Source organism: Pseudomonas sp. SWRI68 (assembly GCF_014269165.1).
GTDB lineage: Bacteria > Pseudomonadota > Gammaproteobacteria > Pseudomonadales > Pseudomonadaceae > Aquipseudomonas > Aquipseudomonas capeferrum.
In genome coordinates, this window is sequence record NZ_JABWRU010000001.1 from 11,498 (window position 1) to 31,140 (window position 19,643).

Consider the following 19,643-nt stretch of genomic DNA (forward strand, 5'->3'; position numbering starts at 1 on the left):
AAGTCGCGGACCAATGGGACTCATGTTGCAAGCCGCGCCCTGACTGGGCTGGAGTTGACTCTCAAGTCCGTTTTTTTTGCGGTTGGAGGTGGGTGGTGTAGGAGCGGCCTTGCGTCGCGAAAGGGCTGCGCAAGGCCCCTCGATTTCAGCGTCACCGCACATATCCGGGGGCCGCTGCGCAGCCCTTTCGCGACGCAAGGCCGCTCCTACCCGGGGTCGCGCAAAGGGGGTGTTACTGGAACATGAACAGGGTCTCGTTGCTGAACTGCGCCTCGAACTGATGCGCCGGCATCGGCCGCCCGAACAGGTAGCCCTGCACCTCGTCGCAACCATGCTCGCGCAAGAACTCCAGCTGCTCATGGGTTTCGACGCCCTCGGCAATCACCGCCAGGTTCAGGCTGTGCGCCATGGCGATGATCGCCCGGGCAATCTGCGCATCCTGCTCGCCCTCGGGCAGGCCGTCGACGAAGGTGCGGTCGATCTTCAACACGTCGATCGGGAACTGCTTGAGGTAGTTGAGCGACGAGTAACCCGTGCCAAAGTCGTCGACCGCAATGCTCAGGCCAAGGTTCTTCAGGCTGGCCAGAATCTGCAAGGCCTCGTTGACCTCGCGCATCAGGATGCTTTCGGTCAGCTCCAGCTCCAGGCACGCCGGTGGCAGCCCGGTTTCTTCCAGGATGGTGGCGATGCGCGTGCCCAGTTGGCCGTCGGAGAACTGCCGCGCCGAGATGTTCACCGACACCTTGGGCACCCGCACCTTGGCCTTGTGCCAGGCCTTGAGTTGGCGGCTGGCTTCGCGCAGCACCCAGTCGCCGACATCCACCACCAGGCCCAGCTCTTCGATCACCGGGATAAAATCACCCGGTGGCACCAGGCCACGGGTCGGGTGGCGCCAGCGCAGCAAGGCTTCGGCGCCGGTCAGGCGCTTGCCGTCGCCGCTGAACTGCGGCTGGTAATAGAGGATGAACTCGTTCTGCTCCATGGCATGGCGCAGGTCGCTCTCCAGCTCCAGGCGCTCCAGGGCGCTGGCGTTCATTTCCGCCTGGTAGAACTGGAAGTTGTTCTTGCCGCGTTCCTTGGCGTGGTACATCGCGGTGTCGGCGTTTTTCATCAGCTGGCTCAGCTCGCTGCCATCCTGCGGGCTGAGGGCGATGCCGATACTGGCGGTGACAAAGAACTCGCGGTTTTCCAGCACAAAGGGCCGTACCAGGCTGGCGAGGATGTTCTCGGCCACATGGATGGCGCGGTTAAGGGCCATTTCACGGGTTGCGCGCGGTTGCAGCAGCAGGGTGAACTCATCGCCACCCATGCGCGCCACGGTGTCGTCGTCATCCACGCAGGCCAGCAGGCGCAGGGCCATGTCCTTGAGCATGCGATCGCCCGCGGCATGGCCGAGGGAGTCGTTGATCGGCTTGAAGCGGTCCAGGTCGAGGAACATCAGCACCACCCACGCCTTTTGCCGGTCAGCCTGCTGCAGGGCCGTGTGCAGGCGGTCCTGGAACAGGGTGCGGTTGGGCAGGTGGGTGAGGGCGTCATAGTAGGCCAGGCGGTGGATGCGCTGTTCGCTGGCCTTGCGCTCGCTGATGTCGGTGAAGAAGCACACGTAGCTGGCCAGGTCGCCTTCGTCATCGAGCACCGCAGTGATGCCGACCCAGGCCGGGTAATGGTCGCCGTCACGGCGCTTGAGCCACACTTCGCCTTCCCAGCTGCCGCGCTGGTGCAGTTGCTTGACCACGTAGCGCAGGTGGCCTTCCTGCTGTTGCTCGACGGTGAGCATGCCGGGCAGTTGGTCGAGCACGTCGCTGACCGCATAGCCGCTGACCCGGCTGAACGCCTCGTTGGCCTGGACGATGTAGCCGGCCGGGTCGGTGATGAGGATGGCCGAGGTGGAGTGCTCGAATACCGTTGCGGCCATGCGCAGGTCTTTTTCGGCGCGGCGTTGCTGGCTGATGTCGCGGCCTACCCCGAGCACGCCTTCGAAGTGCTGCTGATCGTCCCACACCAGCACCAGGCGCAGTTCGATCGGGATCTTGCGGCCATCGGCACGCAGGCAGTCGAACAGGAACAGTTGAGTCGGCAGTTGGCTACGTAGCTGGGCCAGTTGCTCGCGGTCGCCCATGGCATTGCTGACGCGCTCCATCAGGCTGTAGATACCGGTCAACTGCGCCGGGTTGGCAATGATCGATTGCCAGCCGTTGTCGAAGATCCACTCGGCCTGATAGCCCAGTACCGCCTTTACCGAGGGGCTGACGTAGTTCAGCTGCAGCTGGCTGTCGGTAGAGAAAATCACATCGCTGATGCTTTCGGCCAGCATGCGGTAGCGCTGTTCGCTGTCGCGCAGCGACTGGCTGGCCTCGATCTGCACGGTGACGTCCTTGCCCACGCCGATGATGCGCGTCACCAGGCCATCGGGGTCGCGGGTCAGCACCTGTTCGCGAATGTCGTAGCAACGCCAGCTGCCGTCGTGGTGACGGAAGCGCAACTGGCAGTGCAGTGGTTCGCTGTGGCCGGTTTCACGCTGATGCTGGCGCAGCGCCTGGAAGTGCGCGGCGTCTTCGGGGTGCAGCAGCAACTCCCAGAACCGGTCGCCCATCTGCGCCAGCTCGGTGCGGCTGTAGCCCAGGGTCTGGCCGAGGTGGCGGTTGCTGAAGATCATGCGCTGGCTGGGCACGTCCTGCACGTAGAGCTGGTCGGGCACGGTACGCACCACGTCCGACCAGAAGCTCTCGCGTTCGAGCAGCGACAGCTCCACCTGCTTGCGGCTGGTGATGTCGCTGATGCTGAGGATCACCGCCTGGTAGTCGCGGCGCTGCAGCGGCAGGCGGGCCATCAGCCACAGGTGCAGTTCGCCGCCCAGCGGCGCCGGCAGGCGCACTTCCAGCTCCAGCAGCGAGCGTTGTTCGATCAGTGCATCGATCAGTTGCATGCCGATGCTGTCACGGCCATCGCCGCTGCCGTCGATCAGGCGCTGCCAGGCACCCTCGTGGCATTCGACGTTGAGCAACTGGCGCGTCACCTGGTTGATCTCGGTGATCTTCAACTCCTGCAGCAGCGAGCGGCGCAGGTTCGGGTCCAGGGCCAGGCTGTGCTTGAGGGCCGCGTGGTTGCGCAGGTGGTAGCGGTCGAGCTGGCCGGGCAGGCTGGAGAGGTCGAGCACGCACAGGGCAACGCCGGTGCCTTCGAAGATTTCCTGATAACGCCGGCGGTCTTCCTGCAGCGCGCGTTGGCGGCGGCGCATGTTGATCAATGCCAGCACCGGTAGCAGGGCACAAAACAGCACCAGCATGCACTTGCCGATCAGTGCCGGTAGCAACTTCTGCTGGGCCAGCTCGGCGTCGAACAGGCCGCGCAGTTGCCAGGTGCTGTTGTCGATGAACGCCAGCATCACGCTCTGCAGCGGCGCGGTGCTGGTCCGCGCGGTGGCATGGCGCTCCAGCACCGCGCCGCTGCGGCTGTTTTCCAGCAGCCACAGCGGGTGGCCCGGGTTGTCCAGGTGCACGGTGAGGGTACGGTAATACGCCTCGGACAGGCGCAGCAGCCAATAGCCGCGGTCCTGTTCGGTGGACTGGCGCAGCAACAGGTAGAGGGTGCGGTTGTCTGCCGAGTTGGTGAAGAAGTAGGGGCGCCCCTGGTTCAACCTCAGCAGCTCGCCAATCAATGGGCGGTCTGGGCTGCCGGCCAGGCTGTCGGCGCGGATCTGCCCGCTGGTGTCCAGCCAGGCCAGGTCACGCAGGGCGGGCAAGCGTGCGCGCAGGGTGTCGAGCAGGCTGGGCAGGGCGGCGGGCGTCGGTGCATTGACGTAGGGTTGCACCACATTCACCGCCTGCTGGGCTTTGAGCGCCATGTTCAGGCTGAGGTGGTCGGCAAGCTCCGCAGTGGCCTCCAGGCTTTGCTTGCGCAGGTCGGCCTGGGTATGGCGGAACTGGGCGAACAGCTGCCACAGCAGCAGGGCCAGCAGAATCAGGGCCAACAGCGCCAGCGCACCCTTGATCGACCCGCGCAGGGAAGCAGCAGGGGCCAGTGAAGCGGGACGCAGCGACGACGGATGAGTGAGATTGGTCAAGCGTTGGTCCTGCGATTGGGCTGGCGATGGCAGGGATTGATCATGCACGGTCGGTGCCGGTGTCTGGTTGCCAGACCGCGGTGGCGCACTATAAGGCCGGACACCCTAAACCGGCTAGCATGCCTAGGATTATGGCAAAGTGCCAGCCCGGTTGTCCGCTGGCGCTCGGCCTGCCGACGGTCGTGGTCGCGCCCCTGTGGTTCGGCAAGCCCCTGCAACCTGTGCGAGAATGCCGCCCGCTTCAATGACAACGCTTCGGAGATGTTCGGTTTTGGTTACTCACTTTTCCTCCAATGGCCTCGATTCCGCCTGTGGGCGCAGCAGTCAGACCCTTGTCAGCACTGCCGTGACCGAGGACGTATCCTGCAAGTCGTGCCAGCGTTCGCTGGTCAAACCCGAGGCGGCAGCCGCCTCGAAAAGCAAGGCCCCGTCGCTGGCCGAACTGCGCAAGACCGCCAAGGCGGCAGCAGCACCGGTTGCGGCCGCGCCCGTGGTGAAACAGCCGGCTACCCAGGCCGTCAGCAAGCCTGCCGCCAAGCCGGCCAAGGCCGCCGAGCAGCCTGCCCGCAAGGGTGGCTTCAGCGTCAAGTCTGCCTGGGCCGCGCGCCTGGCCGAGCAGGGTGGCGGTTGCCGGTTGCCGCGGGGCAAGGCCAAACAGCGTCACGTCTGAGCCTTTTCGGGCAATTGTGTTTGCTGGTTCATTCGCGGGGCAAGCCCGCTCCCACAGCCGCAATCGACCTGTAGGGGCGGGCTTGTCCCGCGAATGGGCCGTAAGCGGCCCCCTGTTGATCCCCCCACCCGGCCCTCCTATGCAACGCCGCGCGTTGGCGTAGAATGGTCGACTTTGTTCAATGACACCCCGTAAACACATCCCCCTGGCCCATTGCCGGGGCGTTCGTCGATGTCTTTACCTATTTAGAGGGCTTGGTTTTGGCTCAATACGTCTACACCATGCATCGGCTGAGCAAGGTCGTGCCGCCGAAGCGCGAAATTCTCAAGAACATCTCCCTGTCGTTCTTCCCAGGCGCCAAGATCGGCGTGCTCGGCCTGAACGGCGCGGGTAAATCGACCCTGCTGCGGATCATGGCGGGCGTCGACAAGGAATTCGACGGCGAAGCCCGTCCGATGCCCGACATCAACGTCGGCTACCTGCCGCAGGAACCGCAACTCGACCCGGCCAAGACCGTACGTGAAGTAGTCGAAGAAGCGGTCAGCGTGATCAAGGACGCCCAGGCTCGCCTGGACGAGGTCTACGCGGCTTACGCAGAACCCGACGCCGACTTCGACAAGCTGGCCGCCGAGCAGGCCAAGCTCGAGTCGATCCTGCAGGCTGCCGACGGCCACAACCTCGAGCGCCAGCTGGACGTTGCCGCCGACGCCCTGCGCCTGCCGGCCTGGGACGCGAAAATCGAACACCTGTCCGGTGGTGAAAAGCGCCGTGTGGCCCTGTGCCGTCTGCTGCTGTCGGCACCCGACATGCTGCTGCTCGACGAACCGACCAACCACCTGGACGCCGACTCGGTGGCCTGGCTGGAGCGCTTCCTGCACGACTTCCCCGGCACCGTGGTAGCGATTACCCACGACCGTTACTTCCTCGACAACGTCGCCGGCTGGATCCTCGAACTGGACCGCGGCGCCGGTATCCCGTACGAAGGCAACTACTCGGGCTGGCTGGAAGCCAAGTCGGACCGTCTGGCGCAGGAATCCAAGCAGCAGAGCGCCCACGAGAAGGCCATGAAAGAGGAACTGGAGTGGGTGCGCAAAGGCGCCAAGGCCCGCCAGTCCAAATCCAAGGCACGTCTGCAGCGCTTTGAAGAAATGCAGTCGCAGGAATTCCAGAAGCGCAGCGAAACCAACGAGATCTACATCCCGGCCGGCCCGCGCCTGGGTGACAAGGTCATCGAGTTCAAGAACGTTTCCAAAGGCTATGGCGATCGCGTGCTGATCGACAACCTGTCGTTCGCCATGCCCAAAGGCGCCATCGTCGGCGTGATCGGTGGTAACGGCGCCGGTAAGTCGACCCTGTTCCGCATGCTGATGGGCAAGGAGCAGCCGGACTCGGGCAGCATCGAGATCGGCGAAACCGTGCAACTGGCCTGTGTCGACCAGAGCCGCGAAGACCTGGACGGCAGCAAGACCGTGTTCCAGCAGATCTCCGACGGTTCCGACCAGATCCGCATCGGTAACTACGAGATCCCGTCGCGCACCTACGTTGGCCGCTTCAACTTCAAGGGCGGCGACCAGCAGAAGTTCGTCAAGGACCTGTCCGGTGGTGAGCGTGGCCGTCTGCACCTGGCCCTGACCCTGAAGGAGGGCGGTAACGTCCTGCTGCTCGACGAACCGTCCAACGACCTCGACGTCGAAACCCTGCGTTCGCTGGAAGAAGCCCTGCTGGACTTCCCAGGCGCCGCGATCGTGATTTCCCACGACCGTTGGTTCCTGGACCGTGTGGCCACGCACATCCTGGCGTACGAAGACGACTCGAACGTGATGTTCTTCGAAGGCAACTACACCGAGTACGAAGCTGACCGCAAGAAGCGCCTGGGCGATGCTGCTGCCCAGCCGCACCGTGTACGGCACAAGAAGCTGGCCCAGTAAGCCCGTTTTCGATGCACAAGAATGGGGCCCTCAGGGGCCCCATTTTTGTGCCTGGCATCAATGGGTGCCACCCCCTTCGCGGGGCAAGCCCGCTCCCACACAATTTCCAGCGATCTGGGGCCTTTCATAGATCCTGTGGGAGCGGGCTTGCCCCGCGAAGAGGCCCGACCTGCTAACAACAATCCATCAATTTTGTATACATTTATATAAAACGCACCAAATAATTTCAAAAAAACGACATCACGCCCTGTTCTCGTGCGATTGCTTCTTGGTACATTCGAAAAAAAACCAATAAGTCCAATCCCTCTTGGTGAGATGTCTACCATGGTCGAATCTGTCGATAATTTCCTCGCGCGCCTCAAGCAACGCGATCCTGCCCAGCCCGAGTTCCACCAGGCAGTGGAAGAAGTCTTGCGCACTCTGTGGCCGTTCCTCGAAGCCAACCCCCATTACCTGCAGGCCGGTATCCTGGAGCGCATGGTCGAACCCGAGCGCGCGGTGCTGTTCCGCGTTTCGTGGGTCGATGACCAGGGCAAGGTCCAGGTCAACCGCGGCTACCGCATCCAGATGAGCAGCGCCATCGGCCCGTACAAGGGCGGCCTGCGCTTCCACCCGTCGGTCAACCTGAGCGTGCTCAAGTTCCTGGCCTTCGAGCAGGTGTTCAAGAACTCCCTGACCTCGCTGCCCATGGGTGGCGGCAAAGGTGGCTCGGACTTCGACCCGAAGGGCAAGAGCGATGCAGAAGTGATGCGCTTCTGCCAGGCCTTCATGAGCGAGCTGTACCGCCACATCGGTGCCGACGTCGACGTGCCTGCCGGTGACATCGGCGTGGGCGCCCGCGAGATTGGCTTCATGTTCGGCCAGTACAAGCGCCTGGCCAACCAGTTCACCTCGGTACTGACCGGCAAAGGCATGACCTATGGCGGCAGCCTGATTCGCCCAGAGGCCACCGGCTACGGCTGCGTCTACTTCGCTGAAGAGATGCTCAAGCGCCGCGACCTGCGCATCGATGGCCGTCGCGTGGCGATTTCCGGCTCGGGCAACGTGGCACAGTATGCCGCACGCAAGGTCATGGACCTGGGCGGCAAGGTCATCTCGCTGTCCGATTCCGAGGGCACCCTGTACGCCGAAGCGGGCCTGAGCGACGCCCAGTGGGACGCCGTGATGGAGCTGAAAAACGTCAAGCGTGGTCGCCTCAGCACCCTGGCGGGCGAGTTCGGCCTGGAGTTCCGCAAGGGCCAGACCCCGTGGAGCCTGCCGTGCGACATCGCCCTGCCGTGCGCCACGCAGAACGAGCTGGACACCGAAGACGCCCGCACCCTGCTGCGCAATGGCTGCTTCTGCGTGGCCGAAGGCGCCAACATGCCGACCACCCTCGCGGCTGTGGATATCTTCCTGGACGCGGGCATCCTGTACGCTCCGGGCAAGGCGTCCAACGCTGGCGGCGTGGCCGTGTCGGGCCTGGAGATGTCGCAGAACGCCATGCGCCTGCTGTGGACGGCCGGTGAAGTGGACAGCAAGCTGCACAACATCATGCAGTCGATTCACCATGCCTGTGTTCACTACGGTGAAGAGGCTGACGGCAAGATCAACTACGTCAAGGGCGCGAACATCGCCGGCTTTGTGAAAGTAGCTGATGCCATGCTGGCGCAGGGCGTGGTCTGATCCAAAACCGATGGGGCCGCTTTGCGGCCCCATCGGCTCGCCGCTCCTACAGGTGTGGGGGCGGCCTCACGCCTCACCCTCGATGGCGACCACCTCGATCGTCTGATCCCCTACCGGCCGCCGCCAAACCACTTCATCCCCAGGCCCCGCGCCTAGCAAAGCCCGCCCCAGCGGCGCCCCCCAATTGATCAACCCGCGCCCCGCATCGGCCTGATCTTCCCCAACCAGCTGCACCTCGTGCGCCTGGTCGTGCTCATCGACAAACCTCACCCGGCTACCAATCTGCACCTTGCTCCGCGAAGTGGCGGCTGGCACCACCTGGGCACTCTGCACCCGGGCGCTGAAGTAGCGCAGGTCACGCTCGGTATCGGCCAGGCGCTGCTTGTCGGCACGCTCGCCCTGGGCCTGCAGCTGGCTGCGCACTGTGTTGAGTTCGGCCACCCGTTGCTGCAGTTGCGCCAGGCCCAGGGCCGTGACGTAGTTGGGCTGCTCGCTGACCCGCCGCTCTACCGGCTGGTCGGCCTGGGCGGCGGCCTGGTCTTCGTTGACGAATGCTCGGCTCATGGTGGCCTCCTTGTGCTGAAGACCATGATGGCAGGCCGCCGGTTTCAAAGGATGTCCGATTGCGACCTAGGGGTGGCGGTAGGCCCGCGCAGCGCCGCGGTCTTTCTCCTGCTCCCAGTCACGGTCGCGTTGGTCCCAGTAGCGGTCGCGGTACTGACGCTGCTCTTCGCTGTTCTGCAGGGCGTGACACTGGCGAAAACCATCGTCCCAGCCGCTTTCGTACTGGCGGTTGTGCAGGTAGCGCGGCACGTCCTTGCGAAAGTCGCCGACCATCAGCCCGGCAGCCTGGCGGCCGCTGCTGCAGCCATCCTGGAAGCCATCGGCGTAGGCGGGCGGGTAACCGTGGTTGAGCATCTGTTCGTGGGTCGTTGCGCACCCAGACAGCAAAAAGGCAAAGCACAGGCCTAACCAGTACCGCGACATAGCCACCAGACCCTCCAGTTGATGCGGGAGAGTCTAGGTGGCGGTTTGTCGGTGGGCTGTCAAAACAGCGTCAAAGAGTCAGTAGTGGTACCACTTCAGCTCCAGCATCACCTCGTTCTGCGCCGTCGCCAGGTGGCTGAACTCACGCGACGCACTTAGCCGCAGGCCCAGGTTGCGGCTGATTTCCCATTGCTGGTTCAGGCTTACACTGCGGCGCACCTCGCCATTGGTGAAGAAGTCGCCCTTGGCCTCCAGCGTCATGTTGCCCAGCCCGTTGCGCCACAGCAGCCCGCCGTTGAAGCCCGCCGCCGGGGAAATGAACTCGGCGAAGTCGTTGTGGTGCTCCACGCGTACCGTGCCCAGGGCGAAGCCCAGCAAGCCATCGGCCAGTTGCCAGGTACCGCCGGCACCGCCGTTCACATGGCTTACCAGCACCTCGTCGTCATGCTTGCCCGGCACCCGCTCCAGGCCGCCGGTCACTTGCCATGACCACGGCTTGAGCAGCGCGTTGCGCGGCGTCAGGGAGCGAATGGTGGCGAGGTCCAGGCGCTGTACCTGCCAGTCGTTGCCTTCGTACTGGCGCACTTTGAGCTGCAAGATCTCGATCTGCGCGCCCAGCGGGAAGCCGTAGGCGTTGTCGTTGAGGTCGTGATAGGCCATGCGCAGGCCGTACTCGGCGTAGGCGCGGTCTTCCCGCGTGCCGACACCGAGCTGCCAGGTGCGTGAGTCATGGCCATCTTCGGGCAGCCCGGGGCGCTCGATATCCAGCGCTGGCGGCGGGTTGCGGTTGATCGCCCGCAGCAGCTCGAAGCTGCGCGTGGCCTGGCCCGGGTCGCGCTCCTGGCCGTTGGCGCGGTAGCGCTCCAGGCGGTAGGCGGCGTCCTGCACCAGCGCCTGGCGCTCGCGCGGCAGGGCGGTGAAGGCCGGGCTTTGCAACTGCGCGGTATCGGCGCTGACCGCCAGTACCTGCTGCTTTTCGTGGGGGGCCAAAGGCTCGGCGCGGGCCAGCAGTTCGCGCTCGCGTGAAGGCCGGTAGTTGACGCTGGCCACCAGGCCAGACTGGCGCACCGCCTTGACCGTGTCGGTGGGGATGGCGGTCAGCGGAAACTGCGAGGTCAGGTCCAGGCTCGGCCGGGCTACTTGCAGCAGTTCCAGCAGGCGATAGGAGCAGTTCTCGTCGAAGAAGAAGTAATCGAACTGGATCTGCTTGAGCTCCCACACATGCTCGACCATGCGCCCGGTCTCTTGCGGGGTGAGGTCCAGCTTGTACTCCCACAGGTCGCGGTTTTCCAGGCTGCGGTACTCGGACAGCTTCTCTTGGTACGGCATCAGCGCAAACAGGCCTGGATAGCCGCCCATCAGGCCCTTCCAGGCGTACAGGATGCTGTTGTCGCTGCCTTCGATGTAGGCGCCGAAGTTGATCGCGTAGCTCAGCAGCGTGGTGTCGTCGCTGTGGGTGGTGGACTGGTCGATGCGCAGCAGTGTATGGCCGAACATCGACGATGGGCTGTTCAGGTAGGCCGCCGGGAAGATCAGCGCGGCGCTGTGCGGGTCGATCGAGGTGTACCAGGTCTTGAATTCCTGGCAGTCGGGCTGCGGCAGGTCAGTCAGCCCCAGTTGTTCCTTGAGCCAACGGGTGCGTGCCGGAAAGACGCACTGGGCATGCTTGTCGCCCAGGCTGGCCGACGCATACAGCGCCTGCACCGTGGCCCGCAGCTCTTGGTCGGGGTGGTGCGCGCCATCCTCGGCGAGAAAGAACCGGGTGTCGTCCACATAGCTTCGCCAGCCACCGAGCTTGGCAGTCTCGTAATGGCCCAGGGCGATCCAGTAGGGGGTACTGGCCAGTTGCTGAATACGGCCTTCATCCAGCGCAGGCGCAGCATGAACAGGGGCGCAGGCACACAGCGCCAGGTAAGCGAGGCGTTTGAGCATATCGGGCAACTACTTCTTCACGATGCCGAAAAAAAGGCGAAACCCGCCCCGGAGGTGGGGCGGGGCAAGCTGCACTTAAGCCTCGGTTGCGTACTTGGCCAGGCGTGGGTCGCTCTTCAACACCGCCAGGGTGTTGCTGTGCACGGTTTCGGCCGTGACGTCGGCGCTGCTGAAGATCTGGTTGAAGTGCTGGTGGGTGACCGACTCGAAGTAGGTGCGGTCTTCAGGCGCTACACCCAGTACCACGGCATAGGTGGTCAGAGCCTCGCCCTTGCCCATGGCCATGTCTTCGGACAGTTCGTTCATCATGCCGTTCATGGCAAACCAGGACTTGCCGCCATAGGTCAGCGAAGCCTTGGTGGAGCAGCCGTTGGTGCCGGAGGTCATGCCGAAGGTGGCATTACCGGAGGTACCGTTGGTGGTGGAAGCCAGGAAGTGGGCCGGCGTACCGCGCTGGCCTTCGAACAGCATGTTGCCCCAGCCGCAGTTCGGGCCGCCAGGCGCCTCGGCCATGGCATTGAGGGAGACCACGGTGAACAGAGTACCCAGAAGAATCCGTTTCATAGCATTTGTTCTCTATTTGTCTTAACCAAGGGTCAGGGTTTCTGGCAACTCGGTTGCCAGGCGGGAAAGCTTTTCACCCACCCGCGCAGCTTGGAGTTTAGGCACGATCTAAAGGTTGCGTTGTTGATTGCGAAAAATTTGCCTGAAGCGCTGTGTTATCGCGACTGCGACATAAAGTCCCGCCGAGCCTTGCAAGGCGCGCGCGGGCAGCGCCAGAATGCTGCGTATCCGCCCCGCCGAAGTAAGGAAACCCAATGCCCGATCCTGTCGCTGCGCGCCTGCGTCTTGCGCCTGAAGCCCTGACCCGGCGTTTTTCCCCCGAGCAGTTTGCTTTTACCCACACTGACGATCTGGAGCCGTTTCGAGGTGTCCTGGGCCAGGAGCGAGCAGTCGAGGCCCTGCAATTCGGCGTGGCCATGCCCCGCCCTGGCTACAACGTGTATGTGATGGGCGAGCCCGGCACCGGCCGCTTCTCGTTCGTCAAGCGCTACCTCAAGGCCGAGGGCAAGCGCCAACACACCCCTGCCGACTGGGTCTACGTCAACCATTACGAAGACACCCGCGAGCCGCGTGCCCTGGAGCTGCCTTCGGGCACAGCCGGTGAATTCATCACCGACATGAACGGGCTGATCGACAACCTGTTGTCGACCTTCCCGGCGGTGTTCGAGCACCCGTCGTACCAGCAGAAGAAGGGCGCCATCGACCGTGCCTTCAACCAGCGTTATGACCGCGCCCTGGATGTGATCGAGCGCGCTTCGCTGGAAAAAGACGTGGCCCTGTACCGCGACGCCAGTAACGTCGCCTTCACCCCGATGGCCGAAGGCAAGGCGCTGGACGAGGCCGAGTTCGCGCAACTGCCGGAGGCGGTGCGTGAGCAGTTCCACGAAGACATCGCCCTGCTCGAGGAGCGCCTCAACGAAGAGCTGGCCAGCCTGCCGCAGTGGAAGCGTGAGTCGAACAACCAGCTGCGCCAGCTCAACGAAGAAACCATTACCCTGGCCCTGCAGCCGCTGCTGGCGCCGCTGTCGGAAAAGTACGCCGAGAACGCGGCGGTCTGCGCCTACCTGCAGTCGGTGCAGTTGAACCTGCTGCGCACCGTGGTCGAGCAACTGGTCGATGACAGCAAGACCGACGCCGTGGCGCGCAAGATGCTCGAAGAGCAATACGCGCCGAGCCTGGTGGTGGGTCATCACCACGACGGTGGCGCGCCGGTGGTGTTCGAGCCGCACCCGACCTACGACAACCTGTTTGGCCGGATCGAATACAGCACCGACCAGGGCGCGCTGTACACCTCCTACCGCCAGTTGCGCCCGGGGGCGTTGCACCGGGCCAACGGCGGCTTCCTGATTCTTGAAGCCGAGAAGATGCTCGGCGAGCCCTTCGTCTGGGATGCCCTCAAGCGGGCGCTGCAGTCGCGCAAGCTGAAGATGGAGTCGCCGCTGGGCGAGCTGGGCCGGGTGGCGAGCGTCAGCCTGACGCCGCAGATGATCCCGCTCAACGTCAAGCTGGTGATCATCGGCTCGCGTCAGCTCTACTACGCGCTGCAGGACCATGATCCGGACTTCCAGGAAATGTTCCGGGTGCTGGTGGACTTCGACGAAGACATGCCCATGGTCGACGAGAACCTGGAGCAATTTGCCCAGCTCTTGCGTACCCGCACCAACGAAGAAGGCATGGCGCCGCTGACCAGCGACGCCGTGGCGCGCCTGGCCACCTACAGCGCCCGGCTGGCGGAAAACCAGTCGCGGCTGTCGGCACGCATCGGTGACCTGTTCCAGCTGGTCAGTGAGGCCGACTTCATTCGCCAGCTGGCCAGCGACGAGATGACCGACGCCGGGCACATCGAGCGTGCGCTCAAGGCCAAGGCCACCCGCACCGGGCGTGTGTCGCAGCGGGTGCTGGACGACATGCTCGCCGGCATCATCCTGATCGACACCGAAGGCGCGGCCATCGGCAAGTGCAACGGCCTGACGGTGCTGGAGGTGGGTGATTCGGCATTCGGCATGCCGGCGCGTATCTCGGCCACGGTCTACCCCGGCGGCAGCGGCATCGTCGACATTGAGCGTGAGGTCAACCTGGGCCAGCCGATCCACTCCAAGGGCGTGATGATTCTCACCGGCTACCTGGGTAGCCGCTACGCCCAGGAGTTCCCGCTGGCCATTTCGGCGAGCATTGCCCTGGAGCAGTCCTACGGTTACGTCGACGGTGACAGTGCCTCGCTGGGTGAGGTGTGCACGCTGATCTCGGCGTTGTCGCGCACGCCGCTCAAGCAATGCTTTGCCATCACCGGTTCGATCAACCAGTTCGGTGAAGTGCAGGCGGTGGGTGGGGTCAACGAGAAGATCGAGGGCTTCTTCCGGCTCTGCGAGGCGCGCGGCTTGACCGGCGATCAAGGCGTGATCATCCCGCGTGCCAACGTGGCCACGCTGATGCTCGACGAGCGGGTACTGCAGGCGGTCGAAGGCGGGCAGTTCCACGTGTATGCGGTCAGCCAGGCCGACGAGGCGCTGAGCCTGCTGGTGGGCGAGGAGGCCGGCACGGCGGATGAAAATGGCGAGTTCACCGAGGGCAGCGTCAACGCCCGCGTGGTGGAGCGCCTGCGCGAAATCGCCGAGATGATCAGTGAAGAGGACATCAAAGAGGCAGAAAAGGAACGCCTGGAAGAGGTGATTGCGCAGGCTAAGCCGGCCTAAGTCAATAAACCGGCGCTGGCGGCGATGTGCTACCGTTCAGCGCCGGTTTTCCAACTTTCTGTGCTGTTCCTCTATGCTGGAACTTAGGACGGTATCAGCGTTCAGGATGGAAACAGCCTGAGGGTTTCAGGCTGAACAGGGCTCATTGGAGGGGACGCGGCCATGCGCAACCTCAGCCTTACTCGCCAGTGCCTGGGCCTGGTGACCCGCATCGAATGCAGCATCCGCCCACTGGCCGGCGACAACGGCATGTGGACGCTGCTGTTCGCCGCCGGCATGGCCGGCGAGCAACCTTCGGCCATCAAGGCCCAGGGGCCGTTTCACGGGCCGCTGGTGGCCGAGTCGGTGCTCAATGCCATTGTCGACAGCCTGACGCTACACGGGTATCAGGTTGCCGAAGACCCGCAGATCTGGTGCCTGCACCTGCAGGCCCAGTTGCGGCGCATCAATGGCGAGCGCTGTCGTAACCTGGGGGATTATCAGTTCCATCCGGAAAGCTAGGCGATTGCTGGGGCCGCTGCGTCCCCATTCGCGACACACGGCGGCTCCCACAGCGGTGGCCGGGTGCGGCCTTGTGTCGCGATTGCCCTGCATAGCGGAGCCGGGCTTTTGCTGCAGCAGGTGGCTGGCTATACTCGCCGTCGCTTTTTCAGTCACCTGACGAGTCCCTACCCTCCATGGAACGTATTCTCGAAAATGCGATGTATGCCTCGCGCTGGCTGCTCGCCCCTATCTACTTCGGCTTGTCCCTCGGGCTGTTGGCCCTGGCCCTGAAGTTCTTCCAGGAAGTCGTTCACGTCCTGCCCAACGTATTTGCCCTGAGCGAAGCCGACCTGATCCTGGTGATCCTGTCGCTGATCGACATGTCGCTGGTGGGTGGCCTGCTGGTGATGGTGATGATTTCCGGCTACGAGAACTTCGTCTCGCAACTGGACATCGACGACAGCAAAGAGAAGCTCAACTGGCTCGGCAAGATGGACTCATCTTCGCTGAAGATGAAAGTTGCTGCCTCGATCGTCGCCATTTCGTCGATTCACCTGCTGCGCGTGTTCATGGACGCACAGAACATCTCCACCGACTATCTGATGTGGTACGTGATCATCCACATGACCTTCGTGGTGTCGGCCTTCTGCATGGGTTACCTGGACAAGCTCACCAAGCACTGAGCCCGCTTGATAGGGTAAAACTGACGAGTGGCGTCAGTTTTACCTTGTGTATTCCCTGGCCCTGTACAAAAAATGAGCACTCATGCGGTTCCCGCTGCGAGGTGCTCTCATGAACCTGCATCAGCTCAATACCGAGGCCAGGGTTGGCCATGTCGACGAACTCAACCTGATCGCCATCGAAGGTGGTGATTACCTGCTTGAGGCCCGGGTCAAGGGCCGTGCGCATCCGCTTTCCGACAGCCGTGGGCAACGCTTGCGCGTGCACTCCGTGGAAGAAGCGCGTGACCTGCTCAAAGCCCTTCCATTGCTGTCACTGAACTTGTTGCACTGGTCAGTGCAGGACGAAATGTGCGGCATGGGCACGCACCCCGAAGAAGACCTGAAAGTACCGATTTCCCAGCGTTCGGCCTGGTAGCTGCTCCAGGCGCCCCAGTGTGCTAGGCTGCTCGCCCTTTTCATCAAGGGCGCGGCTTCACTGCGCCCTGCAGTGGAGCACGACAATGTCCGAACTCAACCTGTCTACCGACGAAACCCGCGTCAGCTACGGCATCGGCCGTCAGCTGGGTGGCCAACTGCGTGACAACCCGCCACCAGGCGTCAGCCTGGACGCCATCTTGGCCGGCCTGACCGACGCCTTCAACGGCGCCGACAGCCGCGTCAGCGAAGCCGACCTGTCGGCCAGCTTCAAGGTCATCCGCGACATCATGCAAGCCGAGGCAGCTGCCAAGGCTGAAGCAGCGGCTGGTGCCGGCAAGGAATTCCTGGCCGAAAACGCCAAGCGCGAAGGCATCACCACCCTGGCTTCGGGCCTGCAGTTCGAAGTGCTGACCGCAGGTGAAGGCGCCAAGCCGACCCGCGAAAGCAACGTGCGCACCCACTACCATGGCACCCTGATCGATGGCACCGTGTTCGACAGCTCCTACGAGCGTGGCCAGCCGGCTGAATTCCCGGTAGGCGGCGTGATCGCTGGCTGGACCGAAGCCCTGCAGCTGATGAACGCTGGCAGCAAATGGCGCCTGTACGTGCCGAGCGAGCTGGCCTACGGCGCCCAAGGCGTTGGCAGCATCCCCCCGCACAGCGTACTGGTGTTCGACGTCGAGCTGCTCGACGTTCTGTAATGCCTATGGGGCCGGCTTAGCCGGCCTCAGTTCCAATCCGTCCCCCCAGGGCGCAACGCCCGCGCATAGCAGAACAGAAACAAATTCCGCACCAGCTCCTTGAGCACCCCAGGTTCGCTCGAATTCAGCCCGCTCATGTCCAGGTCGCCCTGGTCGCGCAGTTCATCAAGGGCTTCTTCTTCAAGTACCGCGCACACTTCGCCGGTCTCGCGATGCAAGATGCGCAGGTAAGGGTGAGGGCGGTCCAGCCAGGCGTCGATCAGATAGGTCATGGCTATTCTCCTTGGATAGCAGTTCCAATGAGAATAATTCTTATTATCAAAATAGCAAGGGTCTATTGGCGTATTTTTGCCGAATGGTGCAGTGACCCTGTTGCAGGATCTGTCAGGGCCACCAGAAAGGTAGCCCCGTCGCACCCGAGGGTCAGACCTTGCGCACGAACTCGGACTTCAGCTTCATGGCGCCGATGCCGTCGATCTTGCAATCGATGTCGTGGTCGCCGTCGCACAGGCGGATGTTCTTGACCTTGGTGCCGACCTTGACCACCAGGGACGAGCCCTTGACCTTGAGGTCCTTGATGACGGTGACGGTGTCGCCGTCCTGCAGCACATTGCCGACCGAATCCTTTTTCACCACGTCATCGCTGGCGGCATCGGCTTCGCCGTTGGCCGACCACTCGTGCGCGCACTCGGGGCAGATCAGCTGGGTGCCATCCTCGTAGGTGTATTCGGAATTGCATTTGGGGCAGGGCGGCAAAGTGCTCACTTCGGTTCCTTAAACAGACAGGCGGTTGAAAAGGCCCATATTGTATAAGGTTTTCTCTGTGAAGTGTTTTGTCCTTGCAAAAGCATCGCGGGCAAGCCCGCTCCTACATGGGCCTGTAGGAGCGGGCTTGCCCGCGATGAAGGTGGCGCGATGTTAGTGCGTACGCGCTACCGCAAACTCGCTCAGCTCGATCAACGCATCGCGATATTCACTGGCCGGCAGCACTTCCAGGCACTCGATAGCCCGCTTCACGTAGTCACGTGCCATCTGCGCGGTGTAGTCCAGCGCGCCCGAGGCTTCGACCGCTGCGCGGATCTGCTCGAGGTCTTCAAGGCCACCCTTCTGGATCGCCTGGCGCACCAGCGCAGCCTGTTCAGGCGTGCCTTCGCGCATGGTGTAGATCAGCGGCAGGGTAGGCTTGCCCTCGGCCAGGTCGTCACCAACGTTCTTGCCCAGGGTCTGCGAGTCGCCCTTGTAGTCCAGCAGGTCGTCGACCAGCTGGAAGGCCACACCCAGGTGGTCGCCGAAGGTGCGCAGGGCCTCGCGCTGCGCGTCGCTGGCGCCGGCCAGCGCGGCGGCGCTGTGGGTCGAGGCCTCGAACAGCATGGCGGTCTTGCCGCGGATGACCTCCATGTACACCTCTTCCGTGGTGCTGGCATCGCGCACGCGCGACAGCTGCAGCACTTCACCCTCGGCGATGACGCGGGTGGCCTTGGAGAGGATCTGCATGACCGGCATCGAACCCAGTTCGACCATCATTTCGAACGAGCGCGAATAAAGGAAGTCGCCCACCAGCACGCTCGGTGCGTTGCCCCACAGCGCATTGGCGGTGGAACGGCCGCGGCGCATGCCGGACATGTCGACCACGTCGTCGTGCAGCAAGGTGGCGGTGTGCAGGAACTCGATGGTCGCTGCCAGCAGGCGCAGGTCGTCGCCTTCGCGGCCCAGGGCCTTGCCACACAGCAGGACCAGCAGGGGACGCAGGCGCTTGCCACCGGCCGACGTGATGTAGTCGCCGATCTTCGATACCAGCGGCACGCGCGAGGTCAGCTGCTTCTTGATGATCTCGTCGACGGCGCTGAAATCATCAGCCACCGCGCGGTAGAAGGTTTGGGGTTGCATCGGCTGCTCCATTAACGTTGCGCGGCATGCTAGGTCGCGGGTCCCGGTGTGTCAAGGCGCGGTGCCAGCGCCACGGGGGCGGTACTTGCAAGCAAAACCGGGGTTGCGTACAATCGCGCACCCTAACTTCCTGGGCAGCACCTGCCTTACGCAATTGCACCGGGCCGTTCCAGCCCCATGCAGCCATGCCAGCCAATACTCATCATATAAAGCGCTGGGTGAGCAGGATTATCGGAGAAATACCCATGTCTTACGCAGTAATCGTTACCGGCGGCAAGCAGTACAAAGTCGCTGAAGGTGAATTCCTCAAGATCGAAAAACTGGAAGTCGCCACTGGCGAATCCGTGACTTTCGATCGCGTTCTGCTGGTTGCCAACGGTGAAGAAGTCACCATCGGCGCTCCAGTCGTCGCCGGCGCTAAAGTTGTTGCTGAAGTCGTTTCGCAAGGCCGTCACGATAAAGTCCGCATCATCAAGTTCCGTCGTCGTAAGCACCACATGAAGCGTATGGGCCACCGCCAGTGGTTCACCGAGATCAAAATCACCGGCATCCAGGCTTAATCCCCTAGATCCCCTGAATTTATTTGGAGAATTGAACCATGGCTCACAAGAAGGCTGGTGGTAGTACCCGTAACGGTCGCGACTCAGAATCGAAACGCCTTGGCGTGAAGATGTATGGCAGCCAGGTCGTCAAGGCCGGCAACATCATCGTCCGTCAGCGCGGCACCCAGTTCCACGCCGGCTACGGCGTTGGCATGGGCAAGGATCACACCCTGTTCGCCAAGATCGAAGGCGTGATCAAGTTCGAGAAGAAAGGCGAGTTCAACCGCCGTTACGTGAGCATCGTCGCAGCCTAATCGCGACGTCGCTCCAGAAGCCCCGTCATGCGACGGGGCTTTTTCGTTTGTGGTGAGCCTCTTGCAAAGCTGTTTGTATGGGCTGCCGGCGTGGGTTTCTACGGTCGTACGGGG

General features: G+C 63.1%; 18 protein-coding genes. 10 read left to right on the plus strand and 8 right to left on the minus strand.

The window, feature by feature from the left end; all coding sequences use genetic code 11:
• Nucleotides 1-232: 232 nt before the first annotated feature.
• Nucleotides 233-4,063 (minus strand): bifunctional diguanylate cyclase/phosphodiesterase, encoded by a 3,831-nt coding sequence (locus HU770_RS00055; protein ID WP_186662855.1) that lies wholly within the window; start codon nucleotides 4,061-4,063, stop codon nucleotides 233-235.
• 271 nt (nucleotides 4,064-4,334) lie between these two features.
• Between HU770_RS00055 and HU770_RS00060 the strand changes: the two genes are divergently transcribed.
• The 3 genes from HU770_RS00060 (at nucleotide 4,335) to gdhA (ending at nucleotide 8,326) form a co-directional block, all read left to right on the plus strand.
• Complete coding sequence (locus tag HU770_RS00060) at nucleotides 4,335-4,733, plus strand: hypothetical protein (protein WP_047582799.1); 399 nt, start codon at nucleotides 4,335-4,337, stop codon at nucleotides 4,731-4,733.
• A gap of 260 nt (nucleotides 4,734-4,993) precedes the next feature.
• Nucleotides 4,994-6,661, plus strand: a complete 1,668-nt coding sequence (gene ettA / locus HU770_RS00065; protein ID WP_027594531.1) for an energy-dependent translational throttle protein EttA — start codon at nucleotides 4,994-4,996, stop codon at nucleotides 6,659-6,661.
• A 324-nt stretch (nucleotides 6,662-6,985) separates the two neighbouring features.
• Nucleotides 6,986-8,326 (plus strand): NADP-specific glutamate dehydrogenase, encoded by a 1,341-nt coding sequence (gdhA, locus tag HU770_RS00070; protein ID WP_186662856.1) that lies wholly within the window; start codon nucleotides 6,986-6,988, stop codon nucleotides 8,324-8,326.
• Nucleotides 8,327-8,392: 66 nt separating this feature from the next.
• Here the strand turns inward: gdhA and HU770_RS00075 are convergent, their stop codons facing one another.
• The 4 genes from HU770_RS00075 to HU770_RS00090 form a co-directional block, all read right to left on the minus strand.
• Nucleotides 8,393-8,890 carry a GreA/GreB family elongation factor gene (locus HU770_RS00075; protein ID WP_186660566.1) on the minus strand — a complete coding sequence of 166 codons (498 nt, stop codon included), beginning with the start codon at nucleotides 8,888-8,890 and terminating at the stop codon, nucleotides 8,393-8,395.
• Between the two features lie 66 nt (nucleotides 8,891-8,956).
• Nucleotides 8,957-9,313, minus strand: a complete 357-nt coding sequence (locus tag HU770_RS00080; RefSeq protein ID WP_033701385.1) for a lipoprotein — start codon at nucleotides 9,311-9,313, stop codon at nucleotides 8,957-8,959.
• Between the two features lie 78 nt (nucleotides 9,314-9,391).
• Nucleotides 9,392-11,245 (minus strand): DUF4105 domain-containing protein, encoded by a 1,854-nt coding sequence (locus HU770_RS00085; protein ID WP_186660564.1) that lies wholly within the window; start codon nucleotides 11,243-11,245, stop codon nucleotides 9,392-9,394.
• 75 nt (nucleotides 11,246-11,320) lie between these two features.
• Nucleotides 11,321-11,809 (minus strand): DUF3015 domain-containing protein, encoded by a 489-nt coding sequence (locus tag HU770_RS00090; protein ID WP_033701382.1) that lies wholly within the window; start codon nucleotides 11,807-11,809, stop codon nucleotides 11,321-11,323.
• Nucleotides 11,810-12,063: 254 nt separating this feature from the next.
• Here HU770_RS00090 and HU770_RS00095 point away from each other — a divergent pair, with 254 nt between their 5' ends.
• From HU770_RS00095 to HU770_RS00115, 5 genes are all read left to right on the plus strand, one after another.
• A complete protein-coding gene (locus HU770_RS00095) occupies nucleotides 12,064-14,502 on the plus strand; it encodes an ATP-binding protein (RefSeq protein ID WP_033701381.1) in 2,439 nt (812 codons plus the stop codon).
• Between the two features lie 162 nt (nucleotides 14,503-14,664).
• The gene (locus HU770_RS00100) at nucleotides 14,665-15,003 is read left to right on the plus strand and encodes a hypothetical protein (protein WP_016713353.1); all 339 of its coding nucleotides are present in this window, start codon (nucleotides 14,665-14,667) and stop codon (nucleotides 15,001-15,003) included.
• Nucleotides 15,004-15,179: 176 nt separating this feature from the next.
• Nucleotides 15,180-15,668 carry a TIGR00645 family protein gene (locus HU770_RS00105; protein WP_016501546.1) on the plus strand — a complete coding sequence of 163 codons (489 nt, stop codon included), beginning with the start codon at nucleotides 15,180-15,182 and terminating at the stop codon, nucleotides 15,666-15,668.
• Nucleotides 15,669-15,777: 109 nt separating this feature from the next.
• Nucleotides 15,778-16,083 carry a DUF6482 family protein gene (locus HU770_RS00110; RefSeq protein ID WP_033701379.1) on the plus strand — a complete coding sequence of 102 codons (306 nt, stop codon included), beginning with the start codon at nucleotides 15,778-15,780 and terminating at the stop codon, nucleotides 16,081-16,083.
• Between the two features lie 85 nt (nucleotides 16,084-16,168).
• Nucleotides 16,169-16,786, plus strand: coding sequence for an FKBP-type peptidyl-prolyl cis-trans isomerase (locus HU770_RS00115; RefSeq protein ID WP_033701378.1), 618 nt, complete (start codon nucleotides 16,169-16,171; stop codon nucleotides 16,784-16,786).
• Between the two features lie 26 nt (nucleotides 16,787-16,812).
• Here the strand turns inward: HU770_RS00115 and HU770_RS00120 are convergent, their stop codons facing one another.
• From HU770_RS00120 to HU770_RS00130, 3 genes are all read right to left on the minus strand, one after another.
• Entirely contained in the window at nucleotides 16,813-17,058 is a 246-nt protein-coding gene (locus HU770_RS00120; protein WP_003256316.1) for a hypothetical protein, read from the minus strand.
• Nucleotides 17,059-17,209: 151 nt separating this feature from the next.
• A complete protein-coding gene (locus tag HU770_RS00125; protein WP_033701376.1) occupies nucleotides 17,210-17,551 on the minus strand; it encodes a zinc ribbon domain-containing protein YjdM in 342 nt (113 codons plus the stop codon).
• Between the two features lie 153 nt (nucleotides 17,552-17,704).
• A complete protein-coding gene (locus tag HU770_RS00130) occupies nucleotides 17,705-18,673 on the minus strand; it encodes a polyprenyl synthetase family protein (protein WP_033701373.1) in 969 nt (322 codons plus the stop codon).
• 245 nt (nucleotides 18,674-18,918) lie between these two features.
• Here HU770_RS00130 and rplU point away from each other — a divergent pair, with 245 nt between their 5' ends.
• Together rplU and rpmA are read left to right on the plus strand one after the other, a co-directional pair.
• Nucleotides 18,919-19,233 (plus strand): 50S ribosomal protein L21, encoded by a 315-nt coding sequence (rplU, locus tag HU770_RS00135; protein WP_003247466.1) that lies wholly within the window; start codon nucleotides 18,919-18,921, stop codon nucleotides 19,231-19,233.
• A 38-nt stretch (nucleotides 19,234-19,271) separates the two neighbouring features.
• Nucleotides 19,272-19,529, plus strand: a complete 258-nt coding sequence (gene rpmA / locus HU770_RS00140; RefSeq protein WP_008092023.1) for a 50S ribosomal protein L27 — start codon at nucleotides 19,272-19,274, stop codon at nucleotides 19,527-19,529.
• Nucleotides 19,530-19,643 lie beyond the last annotated feature (114 nt).

Coding starts and splice junctions, on each gene's coding strand:
- gdhA (WP_186662856.1), top strand. CDS start 6,986: ATGGTCGAATCTGTCGATAATTTCCTCGCGCGCCTCAAGCAACGCGAT.
- HU770_RS00075 (WP_186660566.1), bottom strand. CDS start 8,890: ATGAGCCGAGCATTCGTCAACGAAGACCAGGCCGCCGCCCAGGCCGAC.
- HU770_RS00080 (WP_033701385.1), bottom strand. CDS start 9,313: ATGTCGCGGTACTGGTTAGGCCTGTGCTTTGCCTTTTTGCTGTCTGGG.
- HU770_RS00085 (WP_186660564.1), bottom strand. CDS start 11,245: ATGCTCAAACGCCTCGCTTACCTGGCGCTGTGTGCCTGCGCCCCTGTT.
- HU770_RS00090 (WP_033701382.1), bottom strand. CDS start 11,809: ATGAAACGGATTCTTCTGGGTACTCTGTTCACCGTGGTCTCCCTCAAT.
- HU770_RS00095 (WP_033701381.1), top strand. CDS start 12,064: ATGCCCGATCCTGTCGCTGCGCGCCTGCGTCTTGCGCCTGAAGCCCTG.
- HU770_RS00100 (WP_016713353.1), top strand. CDS start 14,665: ATGCGCAACCTCAGCCTTACTCGCCAGTGCCTGGGCCTGGTGACCCGC.
- HU770_RS00105 (WP_016501546.1), top strand. CDS start 15,180: ATGGAACGTATTCTCGAAAATGCGATGTATGCCTCGCGCTGGCTGCTC.
- HU770_RS00110 (WP_033701379.1), top strand. CDS start 15,778: ATGAACCTGCATCAGCTCAATACCGAGGCCAGGGTTGGCCATGTCGAC.
- HU770_RS00115 (WP_033701378.1), top strand. CDS start 16,169: ATGTCCGAACTCAACCTGTCTACCGACGAAACCCGCGTCAGCTACGGC.
- HU770_RS00120 (WP_003256316.1), bottom strand. CDS start 17,058: ATGACCTATCTGATCGACGCCTGGCTGGACCGCCCTCACCCTTACCTG.
- HU770_RS00130 (WP_033701373.1), bottom strand. CDS start 18,673: ATGCAACCCCAAACCTTCTACCGCGCGGTGGCTGATGATTTCAGCGCC.
- rplU (WP_003247466.1), top strand. CDS start 18,919: ATGTCTTACGCAGTAATCGTTACCGGCGGCAAGCAGTACAAAGTCGCT.
- rpmA (WP_008092023.1), top strand. CDS start 19,272: ATGGCTCACAAGAAGGCTGGTGGTAGTACCCGTAACGGTCGCGACTCA.